Origin of the sequence: Auritidibacter sp. NML120636 (genome assembly GCF_003185945.1) — a bacterium.
GTDB classification, from domain to species: domain Bacteria; phylum Actinomycetota; class Actinomycetes; order Actinomycetales; family Micrococcaceae; genus Auritidibacter; species Auritidibacter ignavus.
On the sequence record NZ_QHLO01000012.1, the window covers coordinates 1 to 25,397 of the forward strand.

A 25,397-nucleotide genomic window follows, 5' to 3' on the forward strand; every position below is an offset into this window, starting at 1 on the left:
CGCTGATCGGCCACCACACCCTGCTGGCATCAAGATCCACCGCCGCGCCAGCTAATCGAACATCCGGGGATTATTTGTCTGAGGCACGGCCTACCTTTCGCGGGGATCTTGACATGAGGCACCCCGGGTGTGGGTTCTGATGGGGCGCCAGGTCCCCACCCGTATAAAGCGAAAACCTATGTTCCAAGATGTCTGGAAAATCTGAAGACATCCTCGTGGAAGGTGTACGAGCCTAGACGGTGTTCAACGCCCGAGACTACTGAGCACACCTAAGGAGATTAATGGGATAGCGGGAAGCGGAGCGCTGAATTTCGTGCATGAGCGCTTCCTTTTTAGGCTCTGCACTTGAGGCTGGGTAATGGCTCCGAAAGAGCTGATACCCAGGTATCAGGAATAATTGTCCGGTTTGGACCTTGCTTGTTTACAACAACAGCGGCGCAAGAAGCGACATCGTCAGGAGCACAATGCCTCCACCGATGCGAGATGAAATCGACAGGAAAGGTAGCAGGTCAAGTCGTTGAGAAGCTTGAAGCACTGCTAAGTCACCAGACGAACCAAAGTCGGCCAAGCCTAGACCGGCCGAGATTGCAGACTCGATGATATAGAGTCGCATCAACCAGCCTATGGCCCCCGCGATCGCGATCGCCAAGAGAACGGTCGCTACGGTCATCACCATGTACCCGGGGTCGGAAAGTAGTGCGAGTAAGTCGTCAATATTGATAGACACGATACTCAATGTCGCCAATACGGCCGGAATCATGGAATTGGCGACGAATACATACCAAAGGTCGACTGCCTCTTCGATCTCGGTGGGAAGTTGAACGAAAACCTTCAACACCGCGCAGATCAAAATCAAAAACACGTAGGCGTGCAGTTGCGGAATAAGGGTAGCAACGAAGTTGGCAATGATGAAAAGCATCCCGGCGAGTAAAAATCCGGTGACCGCTGACTTGATCGCGATGACGGGGTTCGTCATGGAATATGTGCGTCCCGAGAGATCTGTTGAGACATCGCGAGCTAAGACGCCATGTCCGTTGAATCCCTTCCAGCGGGTTCCGAGCTTCTTTCCGGCGAAATTCATTCCGCCGGCCGAGATGATACAGACGATGTTAGCTACTGCGACAGCAGGCACTAGCAATGTGAGGTATTCGGTTGAATTTCCTCCACTTTGACCTGCAATGATTTCGGAGATGGGGATGGCGCCGGCGGCAACTCCACCACCTAAAACGGGACCAACAACGTAGAAAATTGTGTATCCGGCGCCCATGCCTGCCAACTCACCAATGGTACCCAAAATTGCTATGCAACCGATGATGACTGCGATGATTGGCACGATAATTCGCGTGCCTGCCTTGATAAGTAGCGTGCGTGGCATGCCAAGGATGCTGCCGGTGATCAGGGCTGCCACAACGAACTGACCGAACCCAGATACTTCATAAAAGCTCTCTATGGTCGTGATCAGGTGGCTCGGGACTAGGTCCAAGTAATTCAAAATTGACGGGCCCAAGATGCAAAGTATCACTCCACCGCCGATGAAGTTGAAATACGGGATCGCAGAACCGATCCACATGAGAGCCCCGCCGGTAGTCATGGTGAGTGCGAACGCAGTTGTCATGCCGGTATCAGCTGGAGACAGGGCCGCGAGTATTACCACCAGTGTGGTCAGTATGAGAAAAGTAGGGACCGGGAGGCCAAGGATTCGCCGGTCGATACGTGGCGTCGTGTCTTCGGTTGTCATGGGTCGGTGATGGCCCTTCATCAGGGAGTATTGGATACAACTTTAGGCTTTTGGCCACTAATTTGAGGGCATGAGGGTTGCTCGCCTCTAGTATCGTACACAATATACAATAATGGGGGCGTTGCTAGGGAAGGACACTGATGACAGAACAACAACACTGTGAACGCGGACCGCTGGCGGGCATTCGGGTCATCGAGATGGGACAGCTCATTGCCGGCCCATTCTGTGGGCAGTTGATGGGGGATCTCGGCGCTGAGGTCATCAAGATCGAGGACCCGGTGCGAGGCGACCCCTTACGCCAGTGGGGACAGGCCCGGGTGGAGGGCGACTCGTTGTGGTGGTCGGTGCTGGCCCGAAACAAAAAGTCGGTGACCCTCAACCTGCGCGAGCCAGCTGGTCAAGCCATTGCGCGCGAGCTGATAGCCTCCGCGGACGTGGTACTGGAAAACTTCCGCCCCGGCTCGATGGAGAAATGGCATTTGGATTACGAGTCCCTGTCGGCAGACAACCCTGCTTTGGTGATGACGCGAGTCTCCGGTTACGGCCAAACCGGCCCGAGCGCCCAGCAACCCGGATATGGGTCGATCGGTGAAGCCATGGGCGGGCTACGCTACATCGTTGGTGACCCCACCACCCCGCCGTCCCGCGTCGGGATTTCGATCGGCGACACACTGGCAGCGATTTTCGCCACCCTGGGAACGCTGGCAGCGCTGCTGGAGGTTAAAAACTCCGGACGCGGCCAGGTGGTGGATGCCTCTATCTACGAATCGGTGCTGGGCGTAATGGAATCGTTGGTTCCCGACTGGATCGAAGGTGGCATCCAGCGTGAGCGGACCGGATCGATCCTGCCCAAAATTGCTCCCAGCAACGTCTACCCAACCGGCTCGGGGGAGTGGATGATCATTGCCGCCAATCAGGACACGGTCTTCGCGCGTCTGGCGGCAGCCATGGGCCGACCCGAACTCGCCGAGGATCCCCGGTACGCGAACCACTATGCCCGCGGAGAACATCAGGCCGAACTTGATGAACTGATTGCCGAATTCTCGATGACCAAAACCTCGCAAGAACTCACTGAGCTACTCCAGGCGCACTCAGTGCCGGTGGGCAAGATCTTCCGACCTCGAGATATGGTCACTGACCCACAGTTCATCGCCCGCGAGTCCATTATCGCCGTGGATTCGGAACAGCACGGCTCACTCCACATGCACAACGCGTTCCCGCGGCTGTCACGGACCGATACCCGGGTGCGGTGGTCCGGTCCGGTGCTGGGCAAGCACACCGCAGAGATCTTGACTGATCTCGGATACGACGCCCAGCGGCAAGATCAGCTGCGTGCTGCGGGGGTGATCCGCTAATGGCTGGCACCTTGGCGAATGACTGGAACCTCCCCGAGAGAGCCAGAATCGTTGACGTCGGCTTACGCGATGGTCTGCAAGCGGTGGCGGATCCGTTAGAGACCACTCGGAAAGTCGAGATCGCCGACCGCTTAGTGGCAGCCGGTTGCAGCGAGCTAGAAGTCTGTTCGTTTGCCCATCCCAAAGTGCTACCCCAATTGGCCGATGCCACCCAACTGGTCGCAGAACTCGACCAACTCCCGTGGCGTAAGAACGTCACCCTGCGTGGGCTGGCCCCGAACCTCAAGGGCGCCCAGCGCGCGGTGGAGACCTCACTGGAGGAAATCGCGGTGGTGATTCCGGCCGAAGACGGTATGGCGCTCAAGAACCAATCGGCCACCACCGACCAACTCCTCGACCAGCTCCCGGCGATGGCGCGGGTGGTCGACCAAGCCGGCAAACGTTTGATTGTCGCGGTGGCCTGCGCCTACTTCTCACCCTGTTACGGTGCGGTCTCCGCGTCGATGCGACACCGGGTGATCCGCGCCGCCGTGGACCTGGGGGTGGACAAGATCTACCTGGCCAACACCACCGGTGAAGAACACCCCGGCGAAGTCTATGCTGGACTGGTTCAGGCCCGCACCCAGGATCCTCACGTGAGCTTCGGAACCCACCTGCACAACCGCAACGGTGTGGCCCCGGCCAATGCGCTCGCAGCCCTGGCTGCCGGGGCAGACTGGTTGGAAACCAGCGTGGCCGCCCTGGGCGGGGACATGTGGTTCCCCGGCGACCCCGTCGTGTTAGGCAATATGGCCACCGAAGATCTTGTGCACTTTTTGGAGTCCACGGGGATCGCCACCGGCCTCAACCTCGAGGACCTCCGCGCCCTCGCCACTGACGTGGTGGGCTGGACGGGCTTCCCACCTAGTTCCTTCGTGCTCCGCGGTGGCACCCGCAACGACCTCGCGGAAGCGAGCTGGGACTAATGGAAGACCAGATCATGCAACTGATCCTGGACGGCGAGATCCACCCAGGTGACTGGTTACGCGAAGCAGATCTTGCCGCCCGTCTCGGGGTTTCCCGCACCCCGATACGCAACGGTATAGCCAAACTCGCCAGCACCGGCGTGGTTGTTTACCATCCCAACCGTGGTGCCCAAGTCCGGCAATATACCGCGGAAGATGTCGTTGAGATCTACGAGTCCCGTGCCCTGGTCGAATCTTTTGTTACCGGTCTGGTGGCCGAGGCGATCGAAAAACCCCAGCTGGCCCGGTTGACAGAACTCTCCGCCCAAATGCGGGCCGCTCGTGGTGCCGAGCGCGCTCAGCTCAACGGAGTATTCCACCGCGAGATTATCACGGTGCGAGCCGATCACCCGCTCGCCTCGGCTGCTGAGAATCTTGTCATCCCGTTGCTACTTCATCGTGTGATGGCGAGCTATGGGCCTAAAGCAAGTGAACGTAGCATGTGTCAGCACGAGGACATCATTCAAGCTTTGGAACATCACGACCGTGCGTGGGCTGAATCAGCGATGCGAACACACATTCTGTTCGGTCTCAACCAGTACCGTCAACGCGCTGAGGCATAGCCCAAGGCCACATCAAGGGCCTGCAGGGTGGCTTCAGGCTGGTCGATCAGCATCAGGTGACCGGCCTGCTCGATCACGGTGTGTTCGGCCTGTGGCAGGGCCTCCAGCAGGATCTCGGTGGCTTTCGGCGAACACAGCTGGTCGTTGGCACCGCTGATCACGTGGATCTCAGCGGTAATCTTCCCCAAGTCATCGTGCAGACTCGAGCCCACCGACGCCACCGCCCGGGCGGCATTGGCAAAGCCGGCACCCTGGCCAATATCCTCGACCCGTTGCGCGGTGAGCTCATCGACGTCAACGGTATCCTGATAGACCATATCCCGGGTATCTTGGGCCAGCATCTCGAAAAACTCCTCGGGATGATCCACTAGCTCAGCCCGTTGCCGGTAGTACTCCGCGGCCCGCGAGCCCACCACCGACGAGGTCCCCAACACCACGATCTTCTCAAACAGTTCCGGACGGTGGGCCGCTGCCCACAACACGATCATCCCGCCCAGTGAAAAACCCACGGCAGTGCGCGCCTGGGTGGCTTCCATCACCTCGATGAGATCCTGGCCCAATTGCGCCAGGGTCCCGTCGGCCTCACCCAGCGGGGCCTGTCCAAAGCCACGCACATCGTAGGCCACCGCGCCGGTGACGTGCTCGACCACGGGCTCCCAACTGGCCGCCGATTGCCCGAGCCCGTGGACGAAAACTGCCTGATGTTCCATGCCTCTACTGTAGCGCCTGAAAGCTCATGTAAGGTGAGTCACACTGGTTGCTATTCAAGGAGTATCAATGGCGCACACCCACGCTGTTACCATCTTCGGCCCCGATTTCCCCTTCGACTACCGGCACTGGCTCACCGCAGGCCAACACATCGGTCGCCTTCCCGATCACGCACTTGGCACCGAGGTGGCGGTTATTGGCGCCGGCATCTCCGGGCTCGTGGCCGCCTATGAGCTGATGCGACTGGGACTGAAACCCGTGGTCTACGAGGCCGAACGTCTCGGCGGACGGCTACGTTCCGAGCCCTTCACCTTCACGGCAGAACACGCCGGGCGAGATCATTCCGCCATCATTGCCGAGCTGGGTGGCATGCGCTTCCCGGTCTCTTCCACCACGCTGTTTCACTATCTGAATCTGGTCGGATTGGAGACCAAGCCCTTCCCCAACCCGCTCACCGAGGCCGCCGGTAGTACCGTGATCGATTTGGGTGGTGACACCTGGTACGCGCGCAGTCTGGAGGATCTCCCCCCGTTCTTTGCCGAAGTAGCCGAAGCCTGGGATGCCGCCCTGGAGCGAGAATTCGGGCTCACGAGCCTGCAGGAGGCCATCAAGCGCCAAGACGCCACCGGGCTGAAAGCGGCGTGGAACCAGATCGTGGCCGCCTGGGACGATAAGAGCTTCTACGAGTTCGTGACCGAATCCGAGGAATTTTCCCGCCTGTCCTACCGGCACCGAGAAGTCTTCGGTCAAGTTGGCTTCGGGACCGGGGGCTGGGACTCGGACTTCGCCAACTCCATGCTCGAAATTCTGCGCGTGGTGCTCACCGAATGCGACTCACATCAGCATCTGGTGATCGGCGGCTCCGAACAACTGCCTCGGCGTCTGTGGGAACGCGGTCTGATCGACCCGGTGCACTGGTCTCAGGGCACCAGTCTGGCCGCGCTCCACGACAACCGCCAGCCACGGGGTGCGGTGTCGGGGCTTTACCGCGATGGCGAGCAGATTGTGGTCACCGAAGCCACCGGGAGCGCTCAGCATTACGACGCGGTGGTGGTGACCTGCCAATCCTGGCTCCTGACCACTGAGATCGACTGCGCTGAAGACCTGTTCTCCCAAGAGATGTGGATGGCCTTGGATCGGACTCGGTATATGCAGTCCTCGAAAACTTTCGTGCCCGTCGATCGCCCCTTCTGGAAAGACCAGGACCCCGCCACCGGCCAGGATGTGATGAGCATGACGCTCACCGACCGCATCACCCGTGGGACTTACCTGTTCGATCACGGCGACGATCAGCCCGGGGTGATCTGTTTGACCTACTCGTGGATGTCGGATGCGCTGAAAATGCTACCCTACGACCCAGAGAAGCGTGCCGAGCTGGCGCTAGGAGCCCTGGAGAAGATCTATCCCACCGTCGATATCCGCAGTCACATTATCGGCGAGCCGGTGACCGTCTCCTGGGAAGCCAACCCCTACTTCTTGGGCGCGTTCAAAGGGGCGTTACCGGGCCACTACCGGTACAACCACCGCATGTACGGTCACTTCGTCCAGGACGATCTGCCCGCTAGTCAGCGCGGGATCTTCCTCGCCGGAGACAGCGTGTCCTTTACGCCCGCGTGGGCCGAAGGCGCGGTACAGACCGGGCTGAACGCGGTCTGGGGTGTACTTCACCACTTCGGCGGTACCACCGATCCGGCCAATCCCGGACCCGGTGACCTGTACGAGCAATTCGGACCCCTTGAGCTGGCGCCATGAGACTCGCCATCGCCCAAGTGCCACCGCTCGACGGGGACCCGCCTGCCAATCTGCGCCGGCTGGACCAGCTCGCTCGCCGGGCGCATGACTGCTCAGCTGAGCTGTTGGTGTTGCCCGAAATGTTTCTCACCGGCTACGTGATTGGCCGGCAGCGCATCCTCGAGCTGGCCGGGTCCTATCACCGTGAGGTCGCCGAGATGGCGACCCGCTACCACCTGGCCATCGCTTACGGTTACCCCGAACGCAACGGGGCGACCGTGTTCAACACGGTCGGGGTTCTCGATCAGGCTGGGACGCGGTTGCTCGATCAGCGCAAGATCCACTACTTCGGCCAGCTCGACGCCGACCAGTTCGACCCTCCGCCCAGGCGGCCGCCTCAGGTGGTCTCCTGGCGGGGCTGGCAGATCGGGGTGGCGATCTGTTATGACATCGAATTCCCCGAAACTGCCCGCGCGCTCGCGGTGGCCGGGGCGGATCTGATCGTGGTGCCTACCGCGAACATGATCGACTACGACCAGGTGCAACACCTGCTGTTGCCGGCCCGCGCTCTGGAAAATCAGGTGTATCTGGCCTACGCCAACTATTGCGGGTCCGATACCCAGCACGAGTATGGCGGACTGTCCCGCGTGCTGGCGCCAACCGGGGAGGTTGTCGCCACCGCAACGCGGGACCCCACCATCCTGGTGGTGGAGATCGATCGTGACCGGCTGACCGCCTGCCGACAGCGCCATTCGTATCTGGCCGACCGACGTTTCGACATTACTCTTAGGTAAACTGATGTCAATTACCGCACATAGGTGTTGCGTAATTAGTGGGCGTGCCCTACACTCCAAAGTGTCAACGGTTTTGGAGAGGAGGGACATCATGACCGAGATTCAGGATTTGGCTGAATTTGTGGTCGCGGCCGATTCAGCCACGATGTCCGAACACGCTGTGAAACAACTCAAGATTCGTGTCATGGACACCATTGCCGTTGCTATTGGTGCCTTGAACGCCGAGCCCCTCGTGGCGATCCGCGAGCTGGTGGACGAGCAGGGTGGCTCCGAACAGGCCACGCTGATCGGTGGCGGACGTACCACCGCCGAGAAAGCCGCCTTTTACAACTCGGCACTCTCACGCTACTTGGACTTCATGGATGCCTACTTAGCGCCGAAGGAAACCAACCACCCCAGTGACAACATGGGGGCTGTGCTGGCAGCCGCCGAACTGGCCGGGGCCAGTGGCAAAACCTTCCTGGACGCTTTCGCGGTGGCGATTCAGGTCCACACGCGACTCTCCGACGTCGCTCCGGTGCGCGATCGCGGCTTCGACCACACCACCCAGGGTAGCTATGCCGCGGCCGCTGGCGTCGCGAAGGCCTTGGGACTCACCGCCGATCAAGCTGCCCATGCGATGGCCATTGCCGGCACGGCGAATAATGCGTTGCGCGTGACCCGCACCGGGGATTTATCGCACTGGAAGGGCCTGGCCTACGCCCACGTGGCACAGGCAGCGACCTGGGCGGCCTTGCTGGCCCAACGTGGCATTACCGGACCCGCCGAGGTCTTTGAGGGCAATAAGGGCTTCAAGGACTCCATCGCTGGAGATTTCCAGATCTCCTGGTCCGCCGAAGATCTCGAGAAGGTCACAGAGACCATCATCAAAAAACACAATGCCGAGATCCACTCGCAGTCGGCCCTGGAAGCCGCTCAAGATATGCGCGCCCAGCACGATTTCGACCCCACAGCGATCGCCAGCGTGAAGCTGAAGACCTTCGACGTCGCCTGGAACATTATTGGTGGGGGTGAAGAAGGCGATAAACGCACCATCCGCACCAAGGAAGAAGCCGATCACTCCCTGCCGTGGATGCTGGCTTGCGTGCTCCTCGATGGAGAGCTCACTCCGGCACAATACAGCCCCGAGCGCATTGTGGCTGATGATGTGCAGTCGCTGATGACCAAGGTCGAGATTGCCGAAGATCCCGAGTTTTCCGCGCAGTTTCCACAGCATATGCCCGCTGAGCTGACCGTCACGCTACAGGACGGCACGGTGCTCAACGCCGAAAAACGGTCTTACCCGGGCTTTCACGATGATCCGATGAACTGGCAAGACGAACGCGCCAAGTTCGACGCGCTCGTTAGCCCCTTCACCACCGAAGACTGGCGCGACCACATGGTGGAAGTCATTTACGATCTCGACAACCGCCCGATTGCAGACCTGACTGAGCTTCTGGCTCAGGTGAACCGCTAAGAAGAAAGAGAGGTTCAGATGTCGAACGAGATTCCTTTCGATGTCTCGATGAACTTTGTCCCGCGCGCTCACCGTCCCGCCAAGCCGCGCACCATCGGTATGACCGAGATTCGAGCGCCACACTACTCGACCTACGGCACCCGGCATATGCAGGATGTCTTCGACGTGGCCGGGCAGTGGATTGACGGCATTAAGTGGGCCGGTGGTTCTTTCGCGCTGATTCCCGACGAACAAGTCAAGGCCATCAACGAGATCGCCCACCACGGTGACGCCTATGTCTCCTCGGGAGGCTGGATCGAGACCGTCTTGCGTTACGGCGACGAGGCCGTGGACGAATACCTGAAACGGGCCAAGGACCTCGGTATGGACGTCATCGAGATTTCCACCGGGTTCATTATGCTCCCCACCTCGGGGTTGCAGCGACTGGTGGAACGCGTGGCGAACGCTGGGCTGAAACCCAAGCCCGAACTGGGCATTCAGATCGGTTCCGGTGGTGACTCCGCCGAATCCGAACTCGCTGCTGAAGGTGCCAAGGATGTCGGTGACCTGATTGATCGCGGCAAGGCCGCCCTCGAGGCTGGCGCCGAGATCATCATGATCGAATCCGAAGGGATCACCGAGAACGTCGCCGAATGGAATACCGGTGTGGCCGCTTCCATCATGAACGGTCTCGGTCAGGAGAACGTGATGTTCGAGGCCGCCGACCCGCTGGTGTTCGAGTGGTACCTGAAGAATTACGGTAACGAGGTCAACCTATTCGTCGACCACTCCCAGATTCTGCAACTGGAAGGAATGCGACAGAACATTTGGGGCAATAAGGGCTCCTGGGGTCGCATCATCAACCCGAGCTAACCGCAACGACTCAGTAACACCAGCGTTTCGCAGTGGGCGGTTTGGGGGAACATATCGAGCACGGTGCCCCGTACCGGCGTGAAGTCCGGCAGATACTCCAGATCGGTCGCCAAGGTCTTGGGGTGACAACTGGAGTAGAGCACGTGATCGGTGTGGGTGTTCAACCAGCTGGCAAGCTCGGCTCCGATCCCGCGTCGGGGCGGATTGACCACCACCAGATCTGGCCGTTCCTCGGCCGTTGCCAGTCTGGTGGCATCCCCGGCCCGGAACTGCACGGTGTCCGCTAGCCCCAGATCGGCCACCGTCTGATTCCCAGCGGTGATCGCTTGCGGTGAGCTCTCCATGCCCCACACCCGCAACGGGGTGCCGGCCCGACGCGCTGTGTCGGCCAGGGTTAACCCAAAACCGCCCACTCCGGCATATAGATCCCACACCACACGGATCTCCGGCAACTCAGCGATCCATGTGGCCGCGCGGTGATATAGCTCGGCAGCAATGACGGTGTTGGTTTGGAAAAACCCTTGCGGGCGTAACCGCAAGGGCACCCCGTTGAGCAACATCGTCAGCGTCTGATCCCCGGCCAGGTGGATCTCCTCGTCGCCTTCCAGCAACGCCTGATGCTGGGGCAAAATATTGGCGGTGATCACCCGGGCCGGGGCCTGGCGCCGTGCCAGCTCGTCTTGGAGTGCTGGCAGATGCTCGCGCAACGGGGCGAGTTGTTCGGTGGAGCGCAACACGAACCGGATCATCAGCTGTTGTTGCGGTGAAACCGTGATGATCACGTGCTTGAGCTCGCCACGACGCGTGGGCATCTGATACGGCTCGATCCCGGCGGCTATGATCAGTCGGCGGATCGGCTCAAAACTCGCTATGATCGCTGGCTCGTACAGCGGGCACTCGGACAGATCCACCCCGGTGCCATCGTGATGCTTCGGATGCTGATCCGGATCCAGAATTCCGAGATTCGGTTCGTGGGCAGATCCGGTCACGACCATCTTGGCCTTATTGCGGAACCCTTCCTCCGGTGAGCACACCGGCGCCGTCCAGAAGTCGTCGAGGTTGCTATCCCGACTGGTCAGGATTGGGTCAAGGTAGGAGCGCACTGTGGAGACCTTTTCGGACAACTGCACCGTATACGGGATATTCATCCAGGTGCACGACCGGCACAGCCCCTTGTCGAAGTAGTCGCAGCGCATGTCCTCAATTTTAAACAGTGTCACACAGTGGTTGACCACGGGCGTCATCTACTAGCCTTCAAAAGTAAAAATCTGCTGTGATGTAGTACGCTTTCGGCAGTATTCCATCTCACACCTGAGGACATCATGAACTCACTCATCCTGGCCGTGGTCGGGGTCGCTATGATCCTGCTGGGCTATTTTCTCTATTCGAAATTCCTCTCGCAAAAGGTCTACAAGCTTTCCTCCACCTACCTCACGCCGGCTCACCAGTTCCGTGACGGGGTGGACTTCGTTCCCACCAATAAATATGTGCTGTGGGGCCACCACTTCACCTCGGTGGCCGGTGCGGCCCCGATCGTTGGTCCCGCGGTCGCGGTGATCTGGGGTTGGGCTCCGGCGTTCCTTTGGGTGACCCTCGGCACCATCTTCTTCGCCGGCATGCACGACCTGGGTGCTCTGTGGGCCTCCAGCCGGCACAAAGGCCGTTCCATCGGAACCCTGTCCGGCCGTTACATCGGAACGCACGGGCGAAACCTGTTCCTGGTGGTCATCTTCTTGCTCCTGCTGATGGTCAACGCCGCCTTTGCAGTGGTCATCTCCGGATTGCTGGTCTCCACCCCAACCGCCGTGATCCCCACCTGGGGTGCGATCGTGGTAGCGCTGCTGATCGGTCAGGCCATCTATAAGTGGAAGTGGAACCTGCCGCTCGTATCGGTGATCGGTGTGGTCGTCCTCTACGGCTTGATGATCCTTGGCGACCGGTACCCCGTTGAACTGCCCGAGACCATCATGGGCCTGTCCGCTAGTGCGTTCTGGATTGTGGTGCTGTTCATCTACGCCGGGATCGCCTCGGTGCTTCCCGTGTGGATGCTGTTGCAGCCGCGTGACTACATCAACGGTCTGCAACTCTTCGTCGGTCTGGCCCTACTCTACGGTGCCATCTTGATCTCGAACCCCACCGTGGTGGCTCCCGCGGTGAACCAAGACCTTCCCGAGGGCACTCCGGGAATCTTCCCGTTGTTGTTCGTCACGATTGCCTGTGGGGCGATCTCTGGTTTCCACGGCATCGTCTCCTCGGGTACCTCGTCCAAACAGCTCGATAAGGAATCCGATGCGCGGTTCGTGGGCTACTTCGGTGCGGTGGGCGAAGGCTTGCTCGCCCTGGGAACCATCATCGCTACCACCTCAGGTTTCCAAGCCTTGGCGGATTGGAAAGAGGTCTACTCGGAGTTCAACGCCGGTGGCGCCCCAGCCTTTGTGGAAGCCGGTGGCAACATTCTGAACATGGGATTGGGCATCCCGCCGTCACTGTCGGCCACGATCCTGGCCACCATGGCCGTGCTGTTCGCCGCCACCACCATGGATACCGGTGTCCGGTTGCAACGTTTCGTGGTCGCTGAAATTGGTCAGACCATGGGACTGAAGCTCAATCCGTTCGTGGCCACCTTGATCGTGATGCTGGTGACCATGGGACTGGCTTTCTCGGCCGGTGCGGATGGCGAAGGTGGCATGATCATCTGGCCGCTGTTCGGTACTACCAACCAGCTGATGGCTGCCCTCACCCTGTCGGTCTTGACCATCATCCTGGCACGCCTGAAGCGTCCGATCTGGCCGGTGGTGATCCCATTGGTCTATGTGCTGGTGGTCTCTGTCTACGCGCTGATCATTCAGCTGGGCCAGTTCTACCGAGAGGAAAATTGGTTGCTCCTGGTGCTGGATATCATCATCCTGGTCGCCTCGCTGTTGGTGATCATCACCGCGGTGCGGGCCTACATCACCACCCGGAACGAACCGCTGGATCTTGATACCGAGCACGATGATCTCGAGGCCAACGCGCAGGCCAAGGTCTAATGGCTACGGCACGCTGGCGGTGGGTCCGGGACAAATTTGCCGCACTCGCCGCCGGACTCCATGAGTTCTACGCCGGGCCTTATCGTCAGACCTTCGCACGATCCGCCCGCGACGAGGATGACCTGCTGATGATGATGGTTTTCTCCGAAGCATTAGGTATTCCCAATCCGGCCACTTACTACACGGCTGAGCTGATGCCCGTGCTGTACGAGAACTTCCACGACTGGCACCGACGCATGGGAATGGAACGCTCCCCGGTGGAAGGACTACGGTGCTGCTAAACCAGTTCCTCACCCAGGTGATCGGCAACCGATCCGTCGTGCTCTTTGGTGGGAAAGGTGGAGTCGGTAAAACCACGTTGTCTGCCACCGCCGCACTGGCCGTGGCTCGTGCTCGCCCTGACGCTCGTCTTCTGTTGGTCTCGACCGACCCTGCACATAACCTCGGGCACCTGTTTGAGCGGCAGTTTTCGGATCAGCCCGAACGATTACACGACAACCTTTGGGTACTTGAAGCCGATCCGCAACGGGTTGCCGCTGAGCATTTTGATACCGTGGCCGAGACGGTCCGAGGCATGATGCCCCCGCATTTGCACGGCGAGGTCACCCGGTATTTCCGGGCCGCCACCGCCTCGCCGGGTGCTCACGAGGCTGCGCTGTTGGAGCATATGGCCCAACTGAGCTTGAGCCCGGACTGGGATCTGGTGATTTTTGATACCGCCCCGACCGGTCATACGCTCCGGCTGCTGGAACTTCCCGAAACCATGACCACCTGGGCTGAGGCCATGCTGTCGCGGCGCCGGAAATCCGAGAACTACGTCGCGGCCCTAAATGCATTGCCCGGTCCTGACCAACCCGAAGGCACCACTCCCGCCGACGAGCGCAATGCCGCAATCCGCGCCGCCTTGTATCGGCGCAAAGAGTTGCTAGAGAACTTCCATCGATTGCTGACTGATTCTGCCCGGTGTAGCTTCATCCCGGTCACCGCCGCTGAGCGACTTCCGGTTCAGGAAACGCTGGAGCTGACCGATCAACTGCGATCCAGTCGCATCCCTGTCGCCGCGGTGATGATTAATCGCCGAACGCCGGCCGGATCCGAGGGAGTTTTTGCCGAGCGCCGGGAGCGTGAAGCAGTATGGGCTCAGCGCATCACCGAGACATTCTCCCCGGTTTTCCAGGTTCCGCTCTATACCGACGGCGACCTGGAGCAGATCTTGGCCTCCACTGATGCTGGCTAAGATCCAAGCCGATAGGAAATCTCTGTCGCAGCCCTAACGACTTCATCGGCAAGTCCATGCATGTTGACGTTTTCCATGGCCAAGGTGGTCACCGAAACCGCATGAGAAACTTGTCCCAAGTAGTTGGTCACGGGTGCCCCGACGCAACGAATGCCCGGCACATTCTCTTCATCGTCGAGGGCGTACCCCTGTTCGCGCACCCGATCCAGCTCTTTGGTTAACGCCGTCAAGTTTGTAATTGTCCGGGGAGTCTTGGCGTTTAGACCTGGGTGGTCGGCGTAATCAGCCACATATTCTGGGCTGGAGGTTGCCAGTAGCACCTTGCCGATCGAGGTGGAATGTAGCGACAGGCGATCACCAACATGGGAAGGGAGTCTGTAGGGCATTCGACCGTTGTCGATAGCCACATATATGGCCTCATTATCGTTACGAGCTCCCACATGTACCGTAAACCCGGTCTCGTGCGCTAGACGATGGATAACCGGTGTGGCTACTGCGGAAATATCGATCGCGTCAAAAGCTTCGGATGCCATCGATAACATTGCTGGCCCTGGAAAATATTGCTCGTCGAAGGTTAAGAAACCGTAGCTCAGTAGTTTCTGCAGGATCCGATGCACGGTGGCTTTCGCTAGACCAGTATCTTCAACGATATCGGTGAAACGTCGATGAGTGATAGCAGAACGTAGCACCATCAGAGTTTTGTCGGTGGCGGTCACAGGCTCCATAGGAGACAAATCCTTGTGCTGGGAGATCGGTGAAACTAGGCTCAATAGTACAAAACAAAATATGAAACTTAGTTTCATCTGATGGAACTCAATGGGGAGTATGACATGAGCCTGATTACCCAAGCGCGCACAAGTGACGTGCGTTTTCCAACCTCCGATTTTCTCGATGGTTCTGACGCGATGAACCCCGATCCGGATTACTCGGTGGCCTATCTCACTGTCGAAACTGACGCCGGGGAGACCGGCCATGGGTTTGTGTTCACTATTGGTCGCGGAAACGACGTGGTTGTCGCAGCGATTGATTCGCTGAAACACTATGTTGTCGGCTCCGAGGTGGACGCGCTACTGGCAGATATGGGTGCGACATCTCAAATGTTTATAAACGATTCTCAGCTCCGCTGGCTTGGTCCGGAAAAAGGCGTGGAGCACATGGCCATTGGAGCGATGCTCACCGCCCTCTGGGACCTTAAAGCCAAGCGAGAGAAGAAACCGCTCTGGGAATTGCTTGCGGACATGACACCAGAGCAACTCGTCGATCTGGTGGACTTTCGTTATTTATCAGATGCCATCACTCGCAATGAAGCTCTCGACATACTGCGATGTGCTGAGCCCACTCGTGCCGAGCGCAAAGCTGACCTCTTAGCCAATGGTTACCCGGGATACTCGACAGCTCCGGGGTGGTTGGGCTACTCAGACGAGAAGATGGTGGGCTTGTGTCAAGAGGCCGTTAAGGACCACGGTTTCGGTCAGATTAAGCTCAAAGTCGGTGGCAGCGTGGAAGATGACTGGCGACGACTTGCTCTCGCTCGTGAGGCTGTGGGGCCGGACGTGAAACTAGCGGTCGATGCCAACCAAGTTTGGGATGTTCCCGAAGCAATTGAGTGGATCAACCAGCTTCAAGATTACGATTTAGCATGGGTAGAAGAGCCGACCAGCCCGGACGATATTCTCGGGCATCGTGCGATACGTGAGGCCATTACCCCTATCCCAGTCGCGACCGGTGAACAAATGCAGAACCGGATCATCGCCAAGCAGTTCATTACTTCGGGTGCTCTAGACGTTTATCAGATGGATGCCACTCGGGTAGCCGGACCGAATGAGAACATAGCGATCTTGCTATTGGCCGCTAAGTACGGAGTTCGCGTTTGCCCCCATGCTGGCGGTGTAGGGCTATGCGAGTTGGTGGCTCACATGTCAATGTTTGACTATATCGCCGTTTCGGCGACTAAAGAAAACCGATTCATCGAATATGTCGATAACCTACACGAGCATTTTGTGACTCCCACCGAAATTCGTCAGGGCCATTATGTGGCTCCCAGAACTCCAGGCGCGTCGAGCGAAATGAAGCCTGAATCAATCACGGCATATACCTTTGACGCCGCGTCGCAGCGACTTCTAAACCAGCAATAAGGAGACCTATCGTGGATCTGAAACTAGCAGAAAAACCCATAATTGTTACCGGTGGTAAACATGGCATTGGACGGGCCATCACTGAATCTCTGGCACGTGAAGGTGCTATACCCGTCGTCTTGAACCGTTCGGAAGCCGATGAGGATTTTACCGCTTCAATGAGTGATCTAGGCGCTACCTATGAATATTACACGGTTGACCTAAACAATACGGAGCAAATTGCACCGATCGTTGATGAAGTCTACCGGAAGTACGGTGTCCTGGCCGGAGTGGTCAATAACGCTGGGACAAATGACAACCTGGATCTAGATAGCACCACTTGGGAAGAATTCGAGAAGTCTCTGCACGGCAATCTCACCCATTACTACGAAACCGTGCATGCCTCGGTGAATTACTTGCGCGAATCTAAGGGGTCCATTCTAAATATCACGTCCAAAACCGCGGTAACGGGTCAGGGAAAGACGTCCGCCTATGCGGCCGCGAAAGGTGCGATCCTTGGTCTGACACGCGAGTGGGCGGCCGCCCTTGCGAAGGACTCGGTACGTGCTAATGCGATTGTGGTTGCAGAAGCCTGGACCCCGATGTATGCCAATTGGATTAAAACTTTCGGGGCAGAAGCCGAACAACAAGCGCGACTTGAGGAGATCACCGAAAACATCCCCTTGGAAAAGCGGATGACGACTCCGAAAGAAATCGCTGATATGGGTGTTTTCTTGCTCTCACCACTGTCCAGCCACACCACAGGTCAGCAGATTTACGTTGACGGTGGGTACGTTCATCTCGACCGCGCGCTGAATTAGGAGCCATCATGTCTGCGGAAAATACCGGACGAAAAACCTCGGCCGTCCGCACGGCCATTATCTTGGTTACTGCCCTCTTCTTTATCTGGGGTTTGACCATGAACCTCGTCAATGGCATCCGTGACCCGTTTGCCACCTATCTTCAACTTTCCGGTGCGGAGTCTTCGCTCTTGCAGGTCGCTTATTTCGGGGCATATTTCGTGATGGCGATCCCAGCAACAATGGTGGCGAAACGGCATGGGTATAAGGGTGGCATGATTGTCGGGCTCGTATTTTTTGTTCTCGGTGCGGCGCTGACTATCCCTGCGACTTCTACATTGTCCTACTGGATATTTCTTATAGCGATGTTCGTTATTGCTCTGGGGGCCGCTGCGCTGGAAGCTAACTGCAACCCGTATATGACCAAGATTGGGGGTGAAAGTACTGCGTCGACGCGGATGAACATCGCCCAGGGGTTTAACGGTATTGGTCAGGTCATTGGCCCCTTGTTGCTTGGCCTGATCCTGGGTGAGACGGTAACCGCCGGCGACCCCGGCTTCCAGGAAGCCCGGGATACTTTTATGGGGCAGACCGCACTGATCTATACGGTCATCGGTATTGTTGTGCTTGCCGTGTTGCTGGTATTCGTCTTCGCCAAACTCCCCACACCCGCAGGCGATGATGTGGGGATGGCTAATTCGGCGAGGTTTGGAGCGGTGTTCTTTAGGCCCTACTTCACCTTTGGTGTAGTTGCCTTGTTCGTTTACGTGGGGTTGCAAACTCTTGGATTTTCAGTGTTTTCGACCTTTGCTCAGCAGCAGTGGGACGGGATCAACGCCGGAGTGGCTTCTACCCTTTTGGCAGTTCTGACTGTGCTCTTCGCGTTGGGGCGCTTCGCCACGGCGCCAGTTTTCAAATACGTTGAATCTGGAAAAGTTCTTGCCATCTATTTCAGTGCTGGTTTTGCGATGATGTTCTTAGCGGCACTTGGACTCGGGCCCATCTCAGTGATCGCGTTTATGGTGCTTTACTTCTTTATGTCGATTGGCTTCCCAACTATTTACGCGTTGGCACTGCGTGGCATTGATGGAGCCGCGGCGAAGAACGGTGCAGCGATACTCACGATGACTATTGGCGGTGGAGCAGTTATCCCGCTCCTGTTGGGTTTCGTCCAAGACGCTTTCGGTTTGGAAGCTTCGCTATTTGTGTCTCTGATTGGCTTTGCCTACCTGGTTTGGTACGGCATTTCCGGTTCTCGAATCGGCTACCACCAGAAAGTGAGTTAGGACAATGCTCAAGGGAATTGACTCGGTCATTTCGCCGGAACTTCTTAAGGTCCTTGCTGAAATGGGCCACGGGGACACAATTGTGCTTGCGGACGCGCACTTTCCCGCGACTTCCATCGGGCAGCGGATTGTGCGTGCTGATGGCCACGGGACTTTACGGCTAGTCAAGGCAGTTCTTGAGCTGATCCCGTTAGATACCTACATTGAGAAACCCGTTACGCTTATGGAAGTCGTGGCTGGAGATCGGGTAGAAACGCCTATCTGGAACGATTATATCGAGCTCCTAAACGAGGAGAATATTGGGTTTTTGAACCGCTTCGACTTCTATGAGCAGGCTCAGCAGGCTTATGCAGTGGTGGCTACGGGCGAAGTCGCGCAGTATGCCAATTTGATCTTGACCAAAGGGGTGGTTGTATGAAGGTCATTGACGCCCATTTTCACCAGTGGGATCCGAATGTTCAGTCGATCCCGTGGCTGAGCGACAGACTGAACCGAACGTACCGGTTCGAGGATCTTCGGGCTGAATATGACAAGTATGATGACGTCGAGTTTCTCGGTGGGGTCTACGTTGAAATTGATCAAGATGATCCAGAACAGGAAGATCAGTTGGTCTACGAACGTCAGAGACCACAAATCCTCGGACGGGTTTTGCGATCTCAACTAAGCCCGTGGATGAGGGTGCCTGTCCACGCTACCGGCATTCGAGAGCCGCTTCACACTGCTCCTTCTGGAAGAGTGATGGAACAGAGTTTTATAGAAGGTCTGCGCTCTCTGCCTCTGCCCTTTGATGTCACATGCAGAGGCGAAGACATCACGGATATAGCCCGAGCCCTGGCTAAGGTTCCTGAAGCACAGCTCGTTTTGGATCACCTGGGCAATGTCACCGATTTGACCCCTGAATCACGAGCTGCGTTGCGGGATTTGGCCCAGTTGCCTAGCTGCTATGTCAAGATCTCCGGCGATGACCCGGTGCAGAAGGAAGTAGTGGACTATGTTGCCGAAACGTTCGGGAAGTTCAAAGTGCTTTACGCATCAAATTTCCCGGTGCGAGCTGACTTCGATGAGCACTTCTGCTTTGTCCGATCAGTCTTTAAAGATGACGAGGATGTCTTCGCCTTCAACGCGCTTCGCGCTTATCAAATTGGTCAGGAGCGATAATGTTTAACGGAGTCTATACGCCGTCAATTACCCCGCTGCAAAACGGTTCCTTCGATTTTGACAACTGGAAACGACACCTCGATCATCTAGTTGAGGCTGGGATAGACGGCGTGTTGCTCTTTGGTTCTATTGGTGAGTTCTACGGGTTCACCTTGGAGCAAAAGAAAGAAGCCGTGGCTATTCTGGCTGAGCATCTTGATTCGAGGATCCAACTGTTAGTGGGGACCGGAGCTACTCGCCAAGAAGACGTAATCGAATTATCGAATTTCTCGCGCGAACATGGTGCAGATGCAGTAGTTGTGGTTTCACCGTACTACTTCGGCCCTTCGGAATGCTCGGCTGAGAAGTTTTTCGCTACCGTCGCTGAATCTGTCCACATGCCGGTTATGCTCTATAACTTTCCGGCCCGGACTGGTTCGGACCTCGGCCCGGAGCTTGTAACCCGTCTCGCGAGCAAATATCAAAATATTGTGGGGATCAAAGATACGGTGGATTCTGCTTCGCATACCAGGGAAGTTATTCAAGCTGTGTCGAAAGCCCGGGATGACTTTTCAGTGCTATCGGGTTTTGATGAGTACTATTTGACCAATAGAGTCAGTGGTGGTGCCGGGATACTTTCTGGGTTGACCAATGTTGAACCCGAGCTGTTCGTCAGGCTACACCGGGCTTACCAAGCAAAACACTGCCAGACCGTGGTCGAGTGTGCTACTCGTATAACAAGTTTGATGCGACTTTATGACACAGCTGATCTTTTCATTTCGGCCATAAAAGTAGCGGTAAAAACCAAGGGACTACCGATAAGCACAGAGATTCTCGAACCAGGCGTACAGGCTGATCAAGAGCTAGAAAAAAGTGTAAGTAAAGTTTTGAAATCTTAACTGTGTGCCCTGACGTTTCGACGGGGAGTGGGATCAGGGTTCAGCCACGGAGCCGGTGAGAACCACACTCCCTCGCGGTCGACTCTGACAATACTCCACTTACCGGTGTGCACATCGGTATGGTGGGCGCTACAGAGTAGTACCGCGTTATCGATGTCCGTTTCGCCACCGTGTTCCCACTCTGTGATGTGGTGGACGTGGCACCAGGCTGGAGGCATAGTGCACCCCGGTGTGGCACACCCGCGGTCTCGAGCCACCAGGCAGCGGTGTTGAGCGGCGGAAAAATCGCGTCGCTGCCGTCCCATGTCTAGGACCTCGTGATCGCCATCCATGAGTTGCGGGATGATTCCGGCGTGGCAGGCCATCGCTCTGAGTCGTGAGGGATGAATCGTTGCAGAATATTGACCTTCGGATCGGAATCTGTGTCCGCGAGTGGTGGGGTCATCAACCAACCAATCTCGAAGTGTGGACCTTCTGAGATCCTCATCGAGCTGGAAGCGTCGGGAGAGTTGATGGCTGAAGGTTTCGTAGTCCATGGTCACGATCATCTTCGTATCTTGACCGCGGGTGGAGGGGAGCGCGTTCTTCTGACGGCCTGCTCCGAGTCCCGCGGTGAGGACCGCGAACAGTGCATTCAGCGTACGCTGATTGCGACTTCTCCGGTCGAGCAGATCGTGCTCTGCGTACACCTGCTCAGTGCCGTTCTCGTCAACACTGATCACATCGTGGGGTTTCAGCTCTGGGAAGTTTGCCATGATTGCTTTGATCAGCGGATTGCGTGGCGTCTGCGCCTGAGCCTCGTTGGTGGCGTTGTTTTTCAGGGCAGCGTAGTTGTTCGCAGCATGGTCGATGGTCGAGAGGAGTTCGGCAGACAACCCGTACACCGTACCACCGAAATCAAGGCCACCATCTTCACGCGGTCGGACCCAAAAATCTTCCCGGCCCCGCTGTGGGTCGACGACCTCCTCGGGTGCCGGGCCGTCTTGATCAATGTGGTGGCAGATCTTGGGTAGCCATTCCTTGCAGAGCGTGTTGAACTCGTTGACGCTGAGTTCCTCGGCGCGCTCGACCAGCAGGGGCACGACCTCATCAAGCAGTCGATCGATCAAACCAGGTGGAGTATGTGTGTTCCGGGCATACTTCTTGACATCATTGACCAGGCGAATGAGCCGGTCCAAGTGTTCTGTGCTGATCGACCCAATGCTGAAGGCCTTCGTCGCTGCGGGAAACTCCGGTGGGATCTCGGGGCCGCCACTGATCGGTGGTGGACCGCCGGAGATGAATTCGGAGCGTTGCTGGCGTTGTTTGGCTTCTCGAGTTCCGATCCCGACAGACTCGGTAAAGTACTTCCGGCCATCCCGGTAACCACGAGCGCCCTCGGGAACGCCCAAAAGATCCTGCTGATCGGCACTGGACGCCGTGGCGCGTTGGGTATGACCGCTCAACAGCGTCTGGGCCCCGGCCAACGCAGTCTGCAAGGCTTCTGCCACATGGTTTATTTCCGGCAACGAGTCCCAGTAGTTGTCAGGTTCCACTAACCGCGTGGAGTCATGTTGTTGCGGGGCGGAGGCGAGCGACGAGTTCCAGTCTGCGCTCGCGGTTTCGGGAGTGTAGCGAGCGAATTTCTCGTAAGCGTCCGATGCGGCCAGGTCCTGCCCCAGCGATTTGAGCAAGACCAGAGCAGCGGCGGCCTTATCTCCCATGGAGGCCCCGGCCACGCCATCGAGATCCAAAAATGACAATGGATGGCGGGCGCGCGGTGAGTCAGTGACCGTCATCGTGCACACCTCCCATCATCGATCAGTTGTTTGATACTATGCTCTGTCAATCGTTATGTAGAACATAGTATCGATTCCTGAGGACACGATAAGACCGCCGATTGGGACTGTGGATAGCGTGCAGTGTGGCGTCTTACGGAGTCATCTCTGGGTCTGTATTGAGGTTGAACGGGCTCGTCGAGCTCTGAAGTCGTGTATGTGACAGCGGTCATGACAGCCTCATTGTGGTGTGTCAGACTAGCCCGGTAACCATCCAGATCGACCGAGAGACCTGGCTCGAAGACGTCGAGGCAACCCGCCATATGAGGCAAAGGTGCCAATGCCAGCTACGATGGAGGATTCCTATGATTTCTCTGCGTCACGTCACCACAACGTTCAAAGGTGGTGAGATTACCGCAGTCGATAACGTCAGCCTTGAGATACGTCGGGGCTCGATCCATGGCATTATCGGTTTTTCGGGGGCCGGTAAATCCACACTGTTGCGCAATATCAATCTGCTCGAACGGCCCACGGCCGGGCAGGTGTGGGTCGATGGCGAGGAGCTGACACAGCTCAACGCTGAGCAACTGCGTCAGCGTCGCCATCAGATCGGGATGATCTTCCCGGGGTTCAACCTGGTCAATAATCACACAGCGCTGGCCAATGTCGAGCAGTCTTTGACGTTTTCCGGGGTGAAAGACCGACGTGAGCGTCGCCGGCGGGCGCTGGAAGCGCTCGACTTGGTGGATCTTGCGGACAAGGCGAGGGCCTATCCGGCGCAGCTATCTGGCGGCCAAAAACAGCGTGTTGCGATTGCGCGGGCGCTAGCCACCCAGCCGAATGTGTTGTTGTGCGATGAGCCAACCTCGGCATTGGATCCGTTCACTACTGCCACGGTCTTGCAATATCTGGCTGATATTAACGCTCAACTGGGGATCACCATTGTGCTGGTGACCCACGAAATGGAAGTGATTAAAGCCCTGGCCGATGACGTGACGGTCATGGAGCATGGCTCGATCGTGGAGCAATTCACCACCGATGACCTGCGGGCCGCAACCTTCCAGCCTCAGACCGCGATCGGGCGTTACCTGCTTTCTGAAGGGATCTCGGTACAGAAGGGACGGAGTACGCCCCCGGATGTTCCTGTCGTGGTGGAAGAGGCCGCGGAGTTGGCACTGCAGAAGGTGGGTGAGTGAGATGGAACGCATCCTCGAGCTCCTTCCCGAACTCACCACAGCACTGTTGCAGACCTTCGTTATGATCGGGGTCGCGATCCCGATTGCGGTGTTGCTCGGAACTCCGTTGGGAATTTGGTTGGTCAACCACGCGCCCGACGGGATTTCGCCCTCACCGCACTTGCATAAGGTGATATCGGCTTTGGTGAATGCGGTGCGGTCATTCCCGTTCTTGATCCTGCTGATCGCGATCATTCCCTTCACCCGTTTGCTGGTGGGGACCACGGTCGGCACAGCGGCGGCTATCGTTCCGCTGACGGTCAATGCCATCCCGTACTTCGCTCGACTGGTCGAACAGAACATCAATCAACTCGGCTCCGGGCCGATCGAGGCAGCCCGCGCGATGGGGGCGACCCGTGGTCAGATCATCCGGCAGGTCATGCTGGTAGACGCCCGGCCGGCGCTGATCGGCTCCATCACGATCACCACTGTCTCCTTTATTTCGTATTCGGCCATGGTCGGCCTGGTCGGAGGTGGCGGGATCGGGGACTTCGCGATCCGCTACGGCTATTACCGGTATGAAACCGAAGTCATGCTGGTTGCCATCGTGCTGATGCTGTTGCTGGTCAGCGCGGTGCAAATCCTGGGTAACCGCCTGGTGCGCATCACCGATAAACGCTTGGCCTAGCTCGCCAGTGGTCATCAGGCCCTTCAGAAATCTTGCTGTGAAAGGAAACTCACCATGACAATCACCATGCTCACCACTGCACCCTCGCGGCGATGGGGCGCTCTCGGCGCCAGCCTGCTGGCCGGGCTGTCCTTGACCTCCTGCGGGTTAGCTAATCAGCAAAGCACTGTTGATGAGGAACAGACCATTTCGATGATCGTCACCGAATCGGCGCCCTTCCAAGAGCCCACTGAGATCGTGAAAGATCAGCTTGAGGAAGAGGGGTGGACACTTGAGACCACCTATGTCACCGACATCGTGTTGCCGAATGAGGCGGTGAGCCAAGGCGAGTACGACGTCAACTTCTTCCAGGATCAGGCCTATTTGCGACAGTTTAATCAAGACAACGGAACCGATGTTGAGCCACTCTTCTCGGTCAATTACGCTCCCTCCGGTATTTTCTCGGAGAAGTACGAGACCTTGGACGAGCTTCCGGAGGGGGCGACCGTTGCCATTCCCGTCGATACCTCCAATAACGGTCGTGCTCTCAAGCTGTTGGCCGAGGGAGGCTTGATCGAGGTGGATGAGTCCAAAGACGTGACGGCGCTATCTCAACAGGACATCACCGCTAACCCGAAGGATCTCGAGTTCGTCGAAATCGATCAGCACTCCTTGGGGCAGTCCTTGCCCGATGTTGACGCGGGCTTCGGGTTCGTCAGATTGATTGCCGAAGCCGGATATGACGTGGAGGAGACGGCTCTGATTCTCGAGGATAATCCTGAGGTTGAGGTCCCCTTCACTGTTGTCGTGGCTGCCAAGCCGGAATTCCGCGATACCGAGGCGGCTCAGGTCTTACAGGAGGCGTACCAGTCTGAGGAAGTCCAGCAGTGGTATGAGGATTATCTCGGAGGGGGAGTGGTCGCGCCTGAGGATACGATCACCGTAGGTGATTCGGCTCAGAAGTGGGAGGAGTTCACGTCGGGCAAGCTGTAAGGCTCGGCGGACGCGGGCTGAACAGAGAAATGGAGGGCTCTGCGGTGCGATCACTGTCTCAGGGCCGAGGTGTTGCTCGTCACCGTGGAAGATCGGCTCGCT

Annotated in this window: 24 protein-coding genes and 1 riboswitch; of the genes, 19 read left to right on the forward strand and 5 right to left on the reverse strand. The window is 57.7% G+C overall.

The features are described 5' to 3' along the window. Positions 1-421: 421 nt before the first annotated feature. Entirely contained in the window at positions 422-1,738 is a 1,317-nt protein-coding gene (locus DCC25_RS09565; protein ID WP_110101504.1) for a 2-hydroxycarboxylate transporter family protein, read from the reverse strand. A 140-nt stretch (positions 1,739-1,878) separates the two neighbouring features. On the opposite strand from DCC25_RS09565, the gene DCC25_RS09570 reads away from it, so the two are divergent. Genes DCC25_RS09570 through DCC25_RS09580 form a run of 3 tightly spaced genes read left to right on the forward strand, consistent with a single transcriptional unit; the run spans position 1,879 to position 4,660 of the window. Continuing rightward, positions 1,879-3,093, forward strand: coding sequence for a CaiB/BaiF CoA-transferase family protein (locus tag DCC25_RS09570; protein WP_110101505.1), 1,215 nt, complete (start codon positions 1,879-1,881; stop codon positions 3,091-3,093). Beyond that, a complete protein-coding gene (locus tag DCC25_RS09575; RefSeq protein ID WP_110101506.1) occupies positions 3,093-4,058 on the forward strand; it encodes a hydroxymethylglutaryl-CoA lyase in 966 nt (321 codons plus the stop codon). The genes DCC25_RS09570 and DCC25_RS09575 overlap by 1 nt, the downstream gene beginning before the upstream one ends. Next, positions 4,058-4,660, forward strand: a complete 603-nt coding sequence (locus DCC25_RS09580; protein WP_110101507.1) for a GntR family transcriptional regulator — start codon at positions 4,058-4,060, stop codon at positions 4,658-4,660. The genes DCC25_RS09575 and DCC25_RS09580 overlap by 1 nt, the downstream gene beginning before the upstream one ends. Here the strand turns inward: DCC25_RS09580 and DCC25_RS09585 are convergent. Then, positions 4,642-5,370 (reverse strand): alpha/beta fold hydrolase, encoded by a 729-nt coding sequence (locus DCC25_RS09585; RefSeq protein ID WP_110101508.1) that lies wholly within the window; start codon positions 5,368-5,370, stop codon positions 4,642-4,644. The genes DCC25_RS09580 and DCC25_RS09585 overlap by 19 nt on opposite strands. A 67-nt stretch (positions 5,371-5,437) precedes the next feature. Between DCC25_RS09585 and DCC25_RS09590 the strand changes: the two genes are divergently transcribed. The 4 genes from DCC25_RS09590 (at position 5,438) to DCC25_RS09605 (ending at position 10,201) form a co-directional block, all read left to right on the forward strand. Next, the gene (locus tag DCC25_RS09590; protein WP_110101509.1) at positions 5,438-7,120 is read left to right on the forward strand and encodes an NAD(P)/FAD-dependent oxidoreductase; all 1,683 of its coding nucleotides are present in this window, start codon (positions 5,438-5,440) and stop codon (positions 7,118-7,120) included. Continuing rightward, entirely contained in the window at positions 7,117-7,893 is a 777-nt protein-coding gene (locus DCC25_RS09595) for a carbon-nitrogen hydrolase family protein (RefSeq protein WP_110101510.1), read from the forward strand. The genes DCC25_RS09590 and DCC25_RS09595 overlap by 4 nt, the downstream gene beginning before the upstream one ends. Before the next feature lie 91 nt (positions 7,894-7,984). Further along, on the forward strand, positions 7,985-9,349 hold the full coding sequence (locus DCC25_RS09600) for an MmgE/PrpD family protein (RefSeq protein WP_110101511.1): 1,365 nt from the start codon (positions 7,985-7,987) through the stop codon (positions 9,347-9,349). 18 nt (positions 9,350-9,367) lie between these two features. Then, a complete protein-coding gene (locus DCC25_RS09605; RefSeq protein ID WP_110099825.1) occupies positions 9,368-10,201 on the forward strand; it encodes a phosphosulfolactate synthase in 834 nt (277 codons plus the stop codon). On the opposite strand, the gene DCC25_RS09610 is transcribed toward DCC25_RS09605, so the two are convergent. Continuing rightward, on the reverse strand, positions 10,198-11,421 hold the full coding sequence (locus DCC25_RS09610) for a methyltransferase domain-containing protein (RefSeq protein ID WP_370443927.1): 1,224 nt from the start codon (positions 11,419-11,421) through the stop codon (positions 10,198-10,200). The genes DCC25_RS09605 and DCC25_RS09610 overlap by 4 nt on opposite strands. 102 nt (positions 11,422-11,523) lie before the next feature. On the opposite strand from DCC25_RS09610, the gene DCC25_RS09615 reads away from it, so the two are divergent. Genes DCC25_RS09615 through DCC25_RS09625 form a run of 3 tightly spaced genes read left to right on the forward strand, consistent with a single transcriptional unit; the run spans position 11,524 to position 14,467 of the window. Beyond that, on the forward strand, positions 11,524-13,230 hold the full coding sequence (locus tag DCC25_RS09615) for a carbon starvation protein A (RefSeq protein WP_110101512.1): 1,707 nt from the start codon (positions 11,524-11,526) through the stop codon (positions 13,228-13,230). After that, the gene (locus DCC25_RS09620) at positions 13,230-13,511 is read left to right on the forward strand and encodes a cory-CC-star protein (protein WP_110101513.1); all 282 of its coding nucleotides are present in this window, start codon (positions 13,230-13,232) and stop codon (positions 13,509-13,511) included. Before DCC25_RS09615 ends, DCC25_RS09620 begins: the two co-directional genes overlap by 1 nt. Continuing rightward, complete coding sequence (locus DCC25_RS09625) at positions 13,502-14,467, forward strand: ArsA family ATPase (protein WP_158524773.1); 966 nt, start codon at positions 13,502-13,504, stop codon at positions 14,465-14,467. The genes DCC25_RS09620 and DCC25_RS09625 overlap by 10 nt, the downstream gene beginning before the upstream one ends. Here DCC25_RS09625 and DCC25_RS09630 read toward each other — a convergent pair. After that, entirely contained in the window at positions 14,464-15,192 is a 729-nt protein-coding gene (locus tag DCC25_RS09630) for an IclR family transcriptional regulator (protein WP_110101515.1), read from the reverse strand. The two genes, DCC25_RS09625 and DCC25_RS09630, sit on opposite strands and share 4 nt — an antisense overlap. A gap of 105 nt (positions 15,193-15,297) precedes the next feature. Here DCC25_RS09630 and DCC25_RS09635 point away from each other — a divergent pair, with 105 nt between their 5' ends. From DCC25_RS09635 to DCC25_RS09660, 6 genes are read left to right on the forward strand one after another with little or no spacing between them, the layout of a single operon-like run. Continuing rightward, on the forward strand, positions 15,298-16,602 hold the full coding sequence (locus DCC25_RS09635; protein ID WP_110099861.1) for an enolase C-terminal domain-like protein: 1,305 nt from the start codon (positions 15,298-15,300) through the stop codon (positions 16,600-16,602). A gap of 11 nt (positions 16,603-16,613) precedes the next feature. Then, positions 16,614-17,402 carry an SDR family oxidoreductase gene (locus tag DCC25_RS09640; RefSeq protein ID WP_110101516.1) on the forward strand — a complete coding sequence of 263 codons (789 nt, stop codon included), beginning with the start codon at positions 16,614-16,616 and terminating at the stop codon, positions 17,400-17,402. 8 nt (positions 17,403-17,410) lie between these two features. Then, positions 17,411-18,667 carry an MFS transporter gene (locus DCC25_RS09645; RefSeq protein ID WP_110099831.1) on the forward strand — a complete coding sequence of 419 codons (1,257 nt, stop codon included), beginning with the start codon at positions 17,411-17,413 and terminating at the stop codon, positions 18,665-18,667. A gap of 4 nt (positions 18,668-18,671) precedes the next feature. Next, entirely contained in the window at positions 18,672-19,085 is a 414-nt protein-coding gene (locus DCC25_RS09650) for an RbsD/FucU family protein (protein ID WP_110099832.1), read from the forward strand. Beyond that, positions 19,082-19,825, forward strand: coding sequence for an amidohydrolase (locus tag DCC25_RS09655; RefSeq protein WP_110099833.1), 744 nt, complete (start codon positions 19,082-19,084; stop codon positions 19,823-19,825). Before DCC25_RS09650 ends, DCC25_RS09655 begins: the two co-directional genes overlap by 4 nt. After that, positions 19,825-20,703 (forward strand): dihydrodipicolinate synthase family protein, encoded by an 879-nt coding sequence (locus tag DCC25_RS09660; RefSeq protein WP_110101517.1) that lies wholly within the window; start codon positions 19,825-19,827, stop codon positions 20,701-20,703. The genes DCC25_RS09655 and DCC25_RS09660 overlap by 1 nt, the downstream gene beginning before the upstream one ends. Here the strand turns inward: DCC25_RS09660 and DCC25_RS09665 are convergent. Then, complete coding sequence (locus DCC25_RS09665) at positions 20,700-22,481, reverse strand: HNH endonuclease signature motif containing protein (protein WP_110101518.1); 1,782 nt, start codon at positions 22,479-22,481, stop codon at positions 20,700-20,702. The genes DCC25_RS09660 and DCC25_RS09665 overlap by 4 nt on opposite strands. A gap of 246 nt (positions 22,482-22,727) precedes the next feature. Beyond that, a riboswitch (SAM riboswitch) is annotated at positions 22,728-22,819 on the forward strand. Between the two features lie 6 nt (positions 22,820-22,825). Here DCC25_RS09665 and DCC25_RS09670 point away from each other — a divergent pair. The 3 genes from DCC25_RS09670 to DCC25_RS09680 are packed head-to-tail and all read left to right on the forward strand — an operon-like array spanning position 22,826 to position 25,295. After that, entirely contained in the window at positions 22,826-23,656 is an 831-nt protein-coding gene (locus DCC25_RS09670) for a methionine ABC transporter ATP-binding protein (protein ID WP_110101519.1), read from the forward strand. 1 nt (position 23,657) lies between these two features. Then, positions 23,658-24,323 carry a methionine ABC transporter permease gene (locus tag DCC25_RS09675; RefSeq protein ID WP_110101520.1) on the forward strand — a complete coding sequence of 222 codons (666 nt, stop codon included), beginning with the start codon at positions 23,658-23,660 and terminating at the stop codon, positions 24,321-24,323. Between the two features lie 54 nt (positions 24,324-24,377). Then, positions 24,378-25,295 carry a MetQ/NlpA family ABC transporter substrate-binding protein gene (locus DCC25_RS09680; RefSeq protein WP_110101521.1) on the forward strand — a complete coding sequence of 306 codons (918 nt, stop codon included), beginning with the start codon at positions 24,378-24,380 and terminating at the stop codon, positions 25,293-25,295. Positions 25,296-25,397 lie beyond the last annotated feature (102 nt).

What these genes read in the sequence shown, in the direction of transcription:
- DCC25_RS09565 (WP_110101504.1), bottom strand. Translation starts at nt 1,738, where the DNA reads ATGACAACCGAAGACACGACGCCACGTATCGACCGGCGAATCCTTGGC.
- DCC25_RS09570 (WP_110101505.1), top strand. Translation starts at nt 1,879, where the DNA reads ATGACAGAACAACAACACTGTGAACGCGGACCGCTGGCGGGCATTCGG.
- DCC25_RS09575 (WP_110101506.1), top strand. Translation starts at nt 3,093, where the DNA reads ATGGCTGGCACCTTGGCGAATGACTGGAACCTCCCCGAGAGAGCCAGA.
- DCC25_RS09580 (WP_110101507.1), top strand. Translation starts at nt 4,058, where the DNA reads ATGGAAGACCAGATCATGCAACTGATCCTGGACGGCGAGATCCACCCA.
- DCC25_RS09585 (WP_110101508.1), bottom strand. Translation starts at nt 5,370, where the DNA reads ATGGAACATCAGGCAGTTTTCGTCCACGGGCTCGGGCAATCGGCGGCC.
- DCC25_RS09590 (WP_110101509.1), top strand. Translation starts at nt 5,438, where the DNA reads ATGGCGCACACCCACGCTGTTACCATCTTCGGCCCCGATTTCCCCTTC.
- DCC25_RS09595 (WP_110101510.1), top strand. Translation starts at nt 7,117, where the DNA reads ATGAGACTCGCCATCGCCCAAGTGCCACCGCTCGACGGGGACCCGCCT.
- DCC25_RS09600 (WP_110101511.1), top strand. Translation starts at nt 7,985, where the DNA reads ATGACCGAGATTCAGGATTTGGCTGAATTTGTGGTCGCGGCCGATTCA.
- DCC25_RS09605 (WP_110099825.1), top strand. Translation starts at nt 9,368, where the DNA reads ATGTCGAACGAGATTCCTTTCGATGTCTCGATGAACTTTGTCCCGCGC.
- DCC25_RS09615 (WP_110101512.1), top strand. Translation starts at nt 11,524, where the DNA reads ATGAACTCACTCATCCTGGCCGTGGTCGGGGTCGCTATGATCCTGCTG.
- DCC25_RS09620 (WP_110101513.1), top strand. Translation starts at nt 13,230, where the DNA reads ATGGCTACGGCACGCTGGCGGTGGGTCCGGGACAAATTTGCCGCACTC.
- DCC25_RS09630 (WP_110101515.1), bottom strand. Translation starts at nt 15,192, where the DNA reads ATGGAGCCTGTGACCGCCACCGACAAAACTCTGATGGTGCTACGTTCT.
- DCC25_RS09635 (WP_110099861.1), top strand. Translation starts at nt 15,298, where the DNA reads ATGAGCCTGATTACCCAAGCGCGCACAAGTGACGTGCGTTTTCCAACC.
- DCC25_RS09645 (WP_110099831.1), top strand. Translation starts at nt 17,411, where the DNA reads ATGTCTGCGGAAAATACCGGACGAAAAACCTCGGCCGTCCGCACGGCC.
- DCC25_RS09650 (WP_110099832.1), top strand. Translation starts at nt 18,672, where the DNA reads ATGCTCAAGGGAATTGACTCGGTCATTTCGCCGGAACTTCTTAAGGTC.
- DCC25_RS09655 (WP_110099833.1), top strand. Translation starts at nt 19,082, where the DNA reads ATGAAGGTCATTGACGCCCATTTTCACCAGTGGGATCCGAATGTTCAG.
- DCC25_RS09660 (WP_110101517.1), top strand. Translation starts at nt 19,825, where the DNA reads ATGTTTAACGGAGTCTATACGCCGTCAATTACCCCGCTGCAAAACGGT.
- DCC25_RS09665 (WP_110101518.1), bottom strand. Translation starts at nt 22,481, where the DNA reads ATGACGGTCACTGACTCACCGCGCGCCCGCCATCCATTGTCATTTTTG.
- DCC25_RS09670 (WP_110101519.1), top strand. Translation starts at nt 22,826, where the DNA reads ATGATTTCTCTGCGTCACGTCACCACAACGTTCAAAGGTGGTGAGATT.
- DCC25_RS09675 (WP_110101520.1), top strand. Translation starts at nt 23,658, where the DNA reads ATGGAACGCATCCTCGAGCTCCTTCCCGAACTCACCACAGCACTGTTG.
- DCC25_RS09680 (WP_110101521.1), top strand. Translation starts at nt 24,378, where the DNA reads ATGACAATCACCATGCTCACCACTGCACCCTCGCGGCGATGGGGCGCT.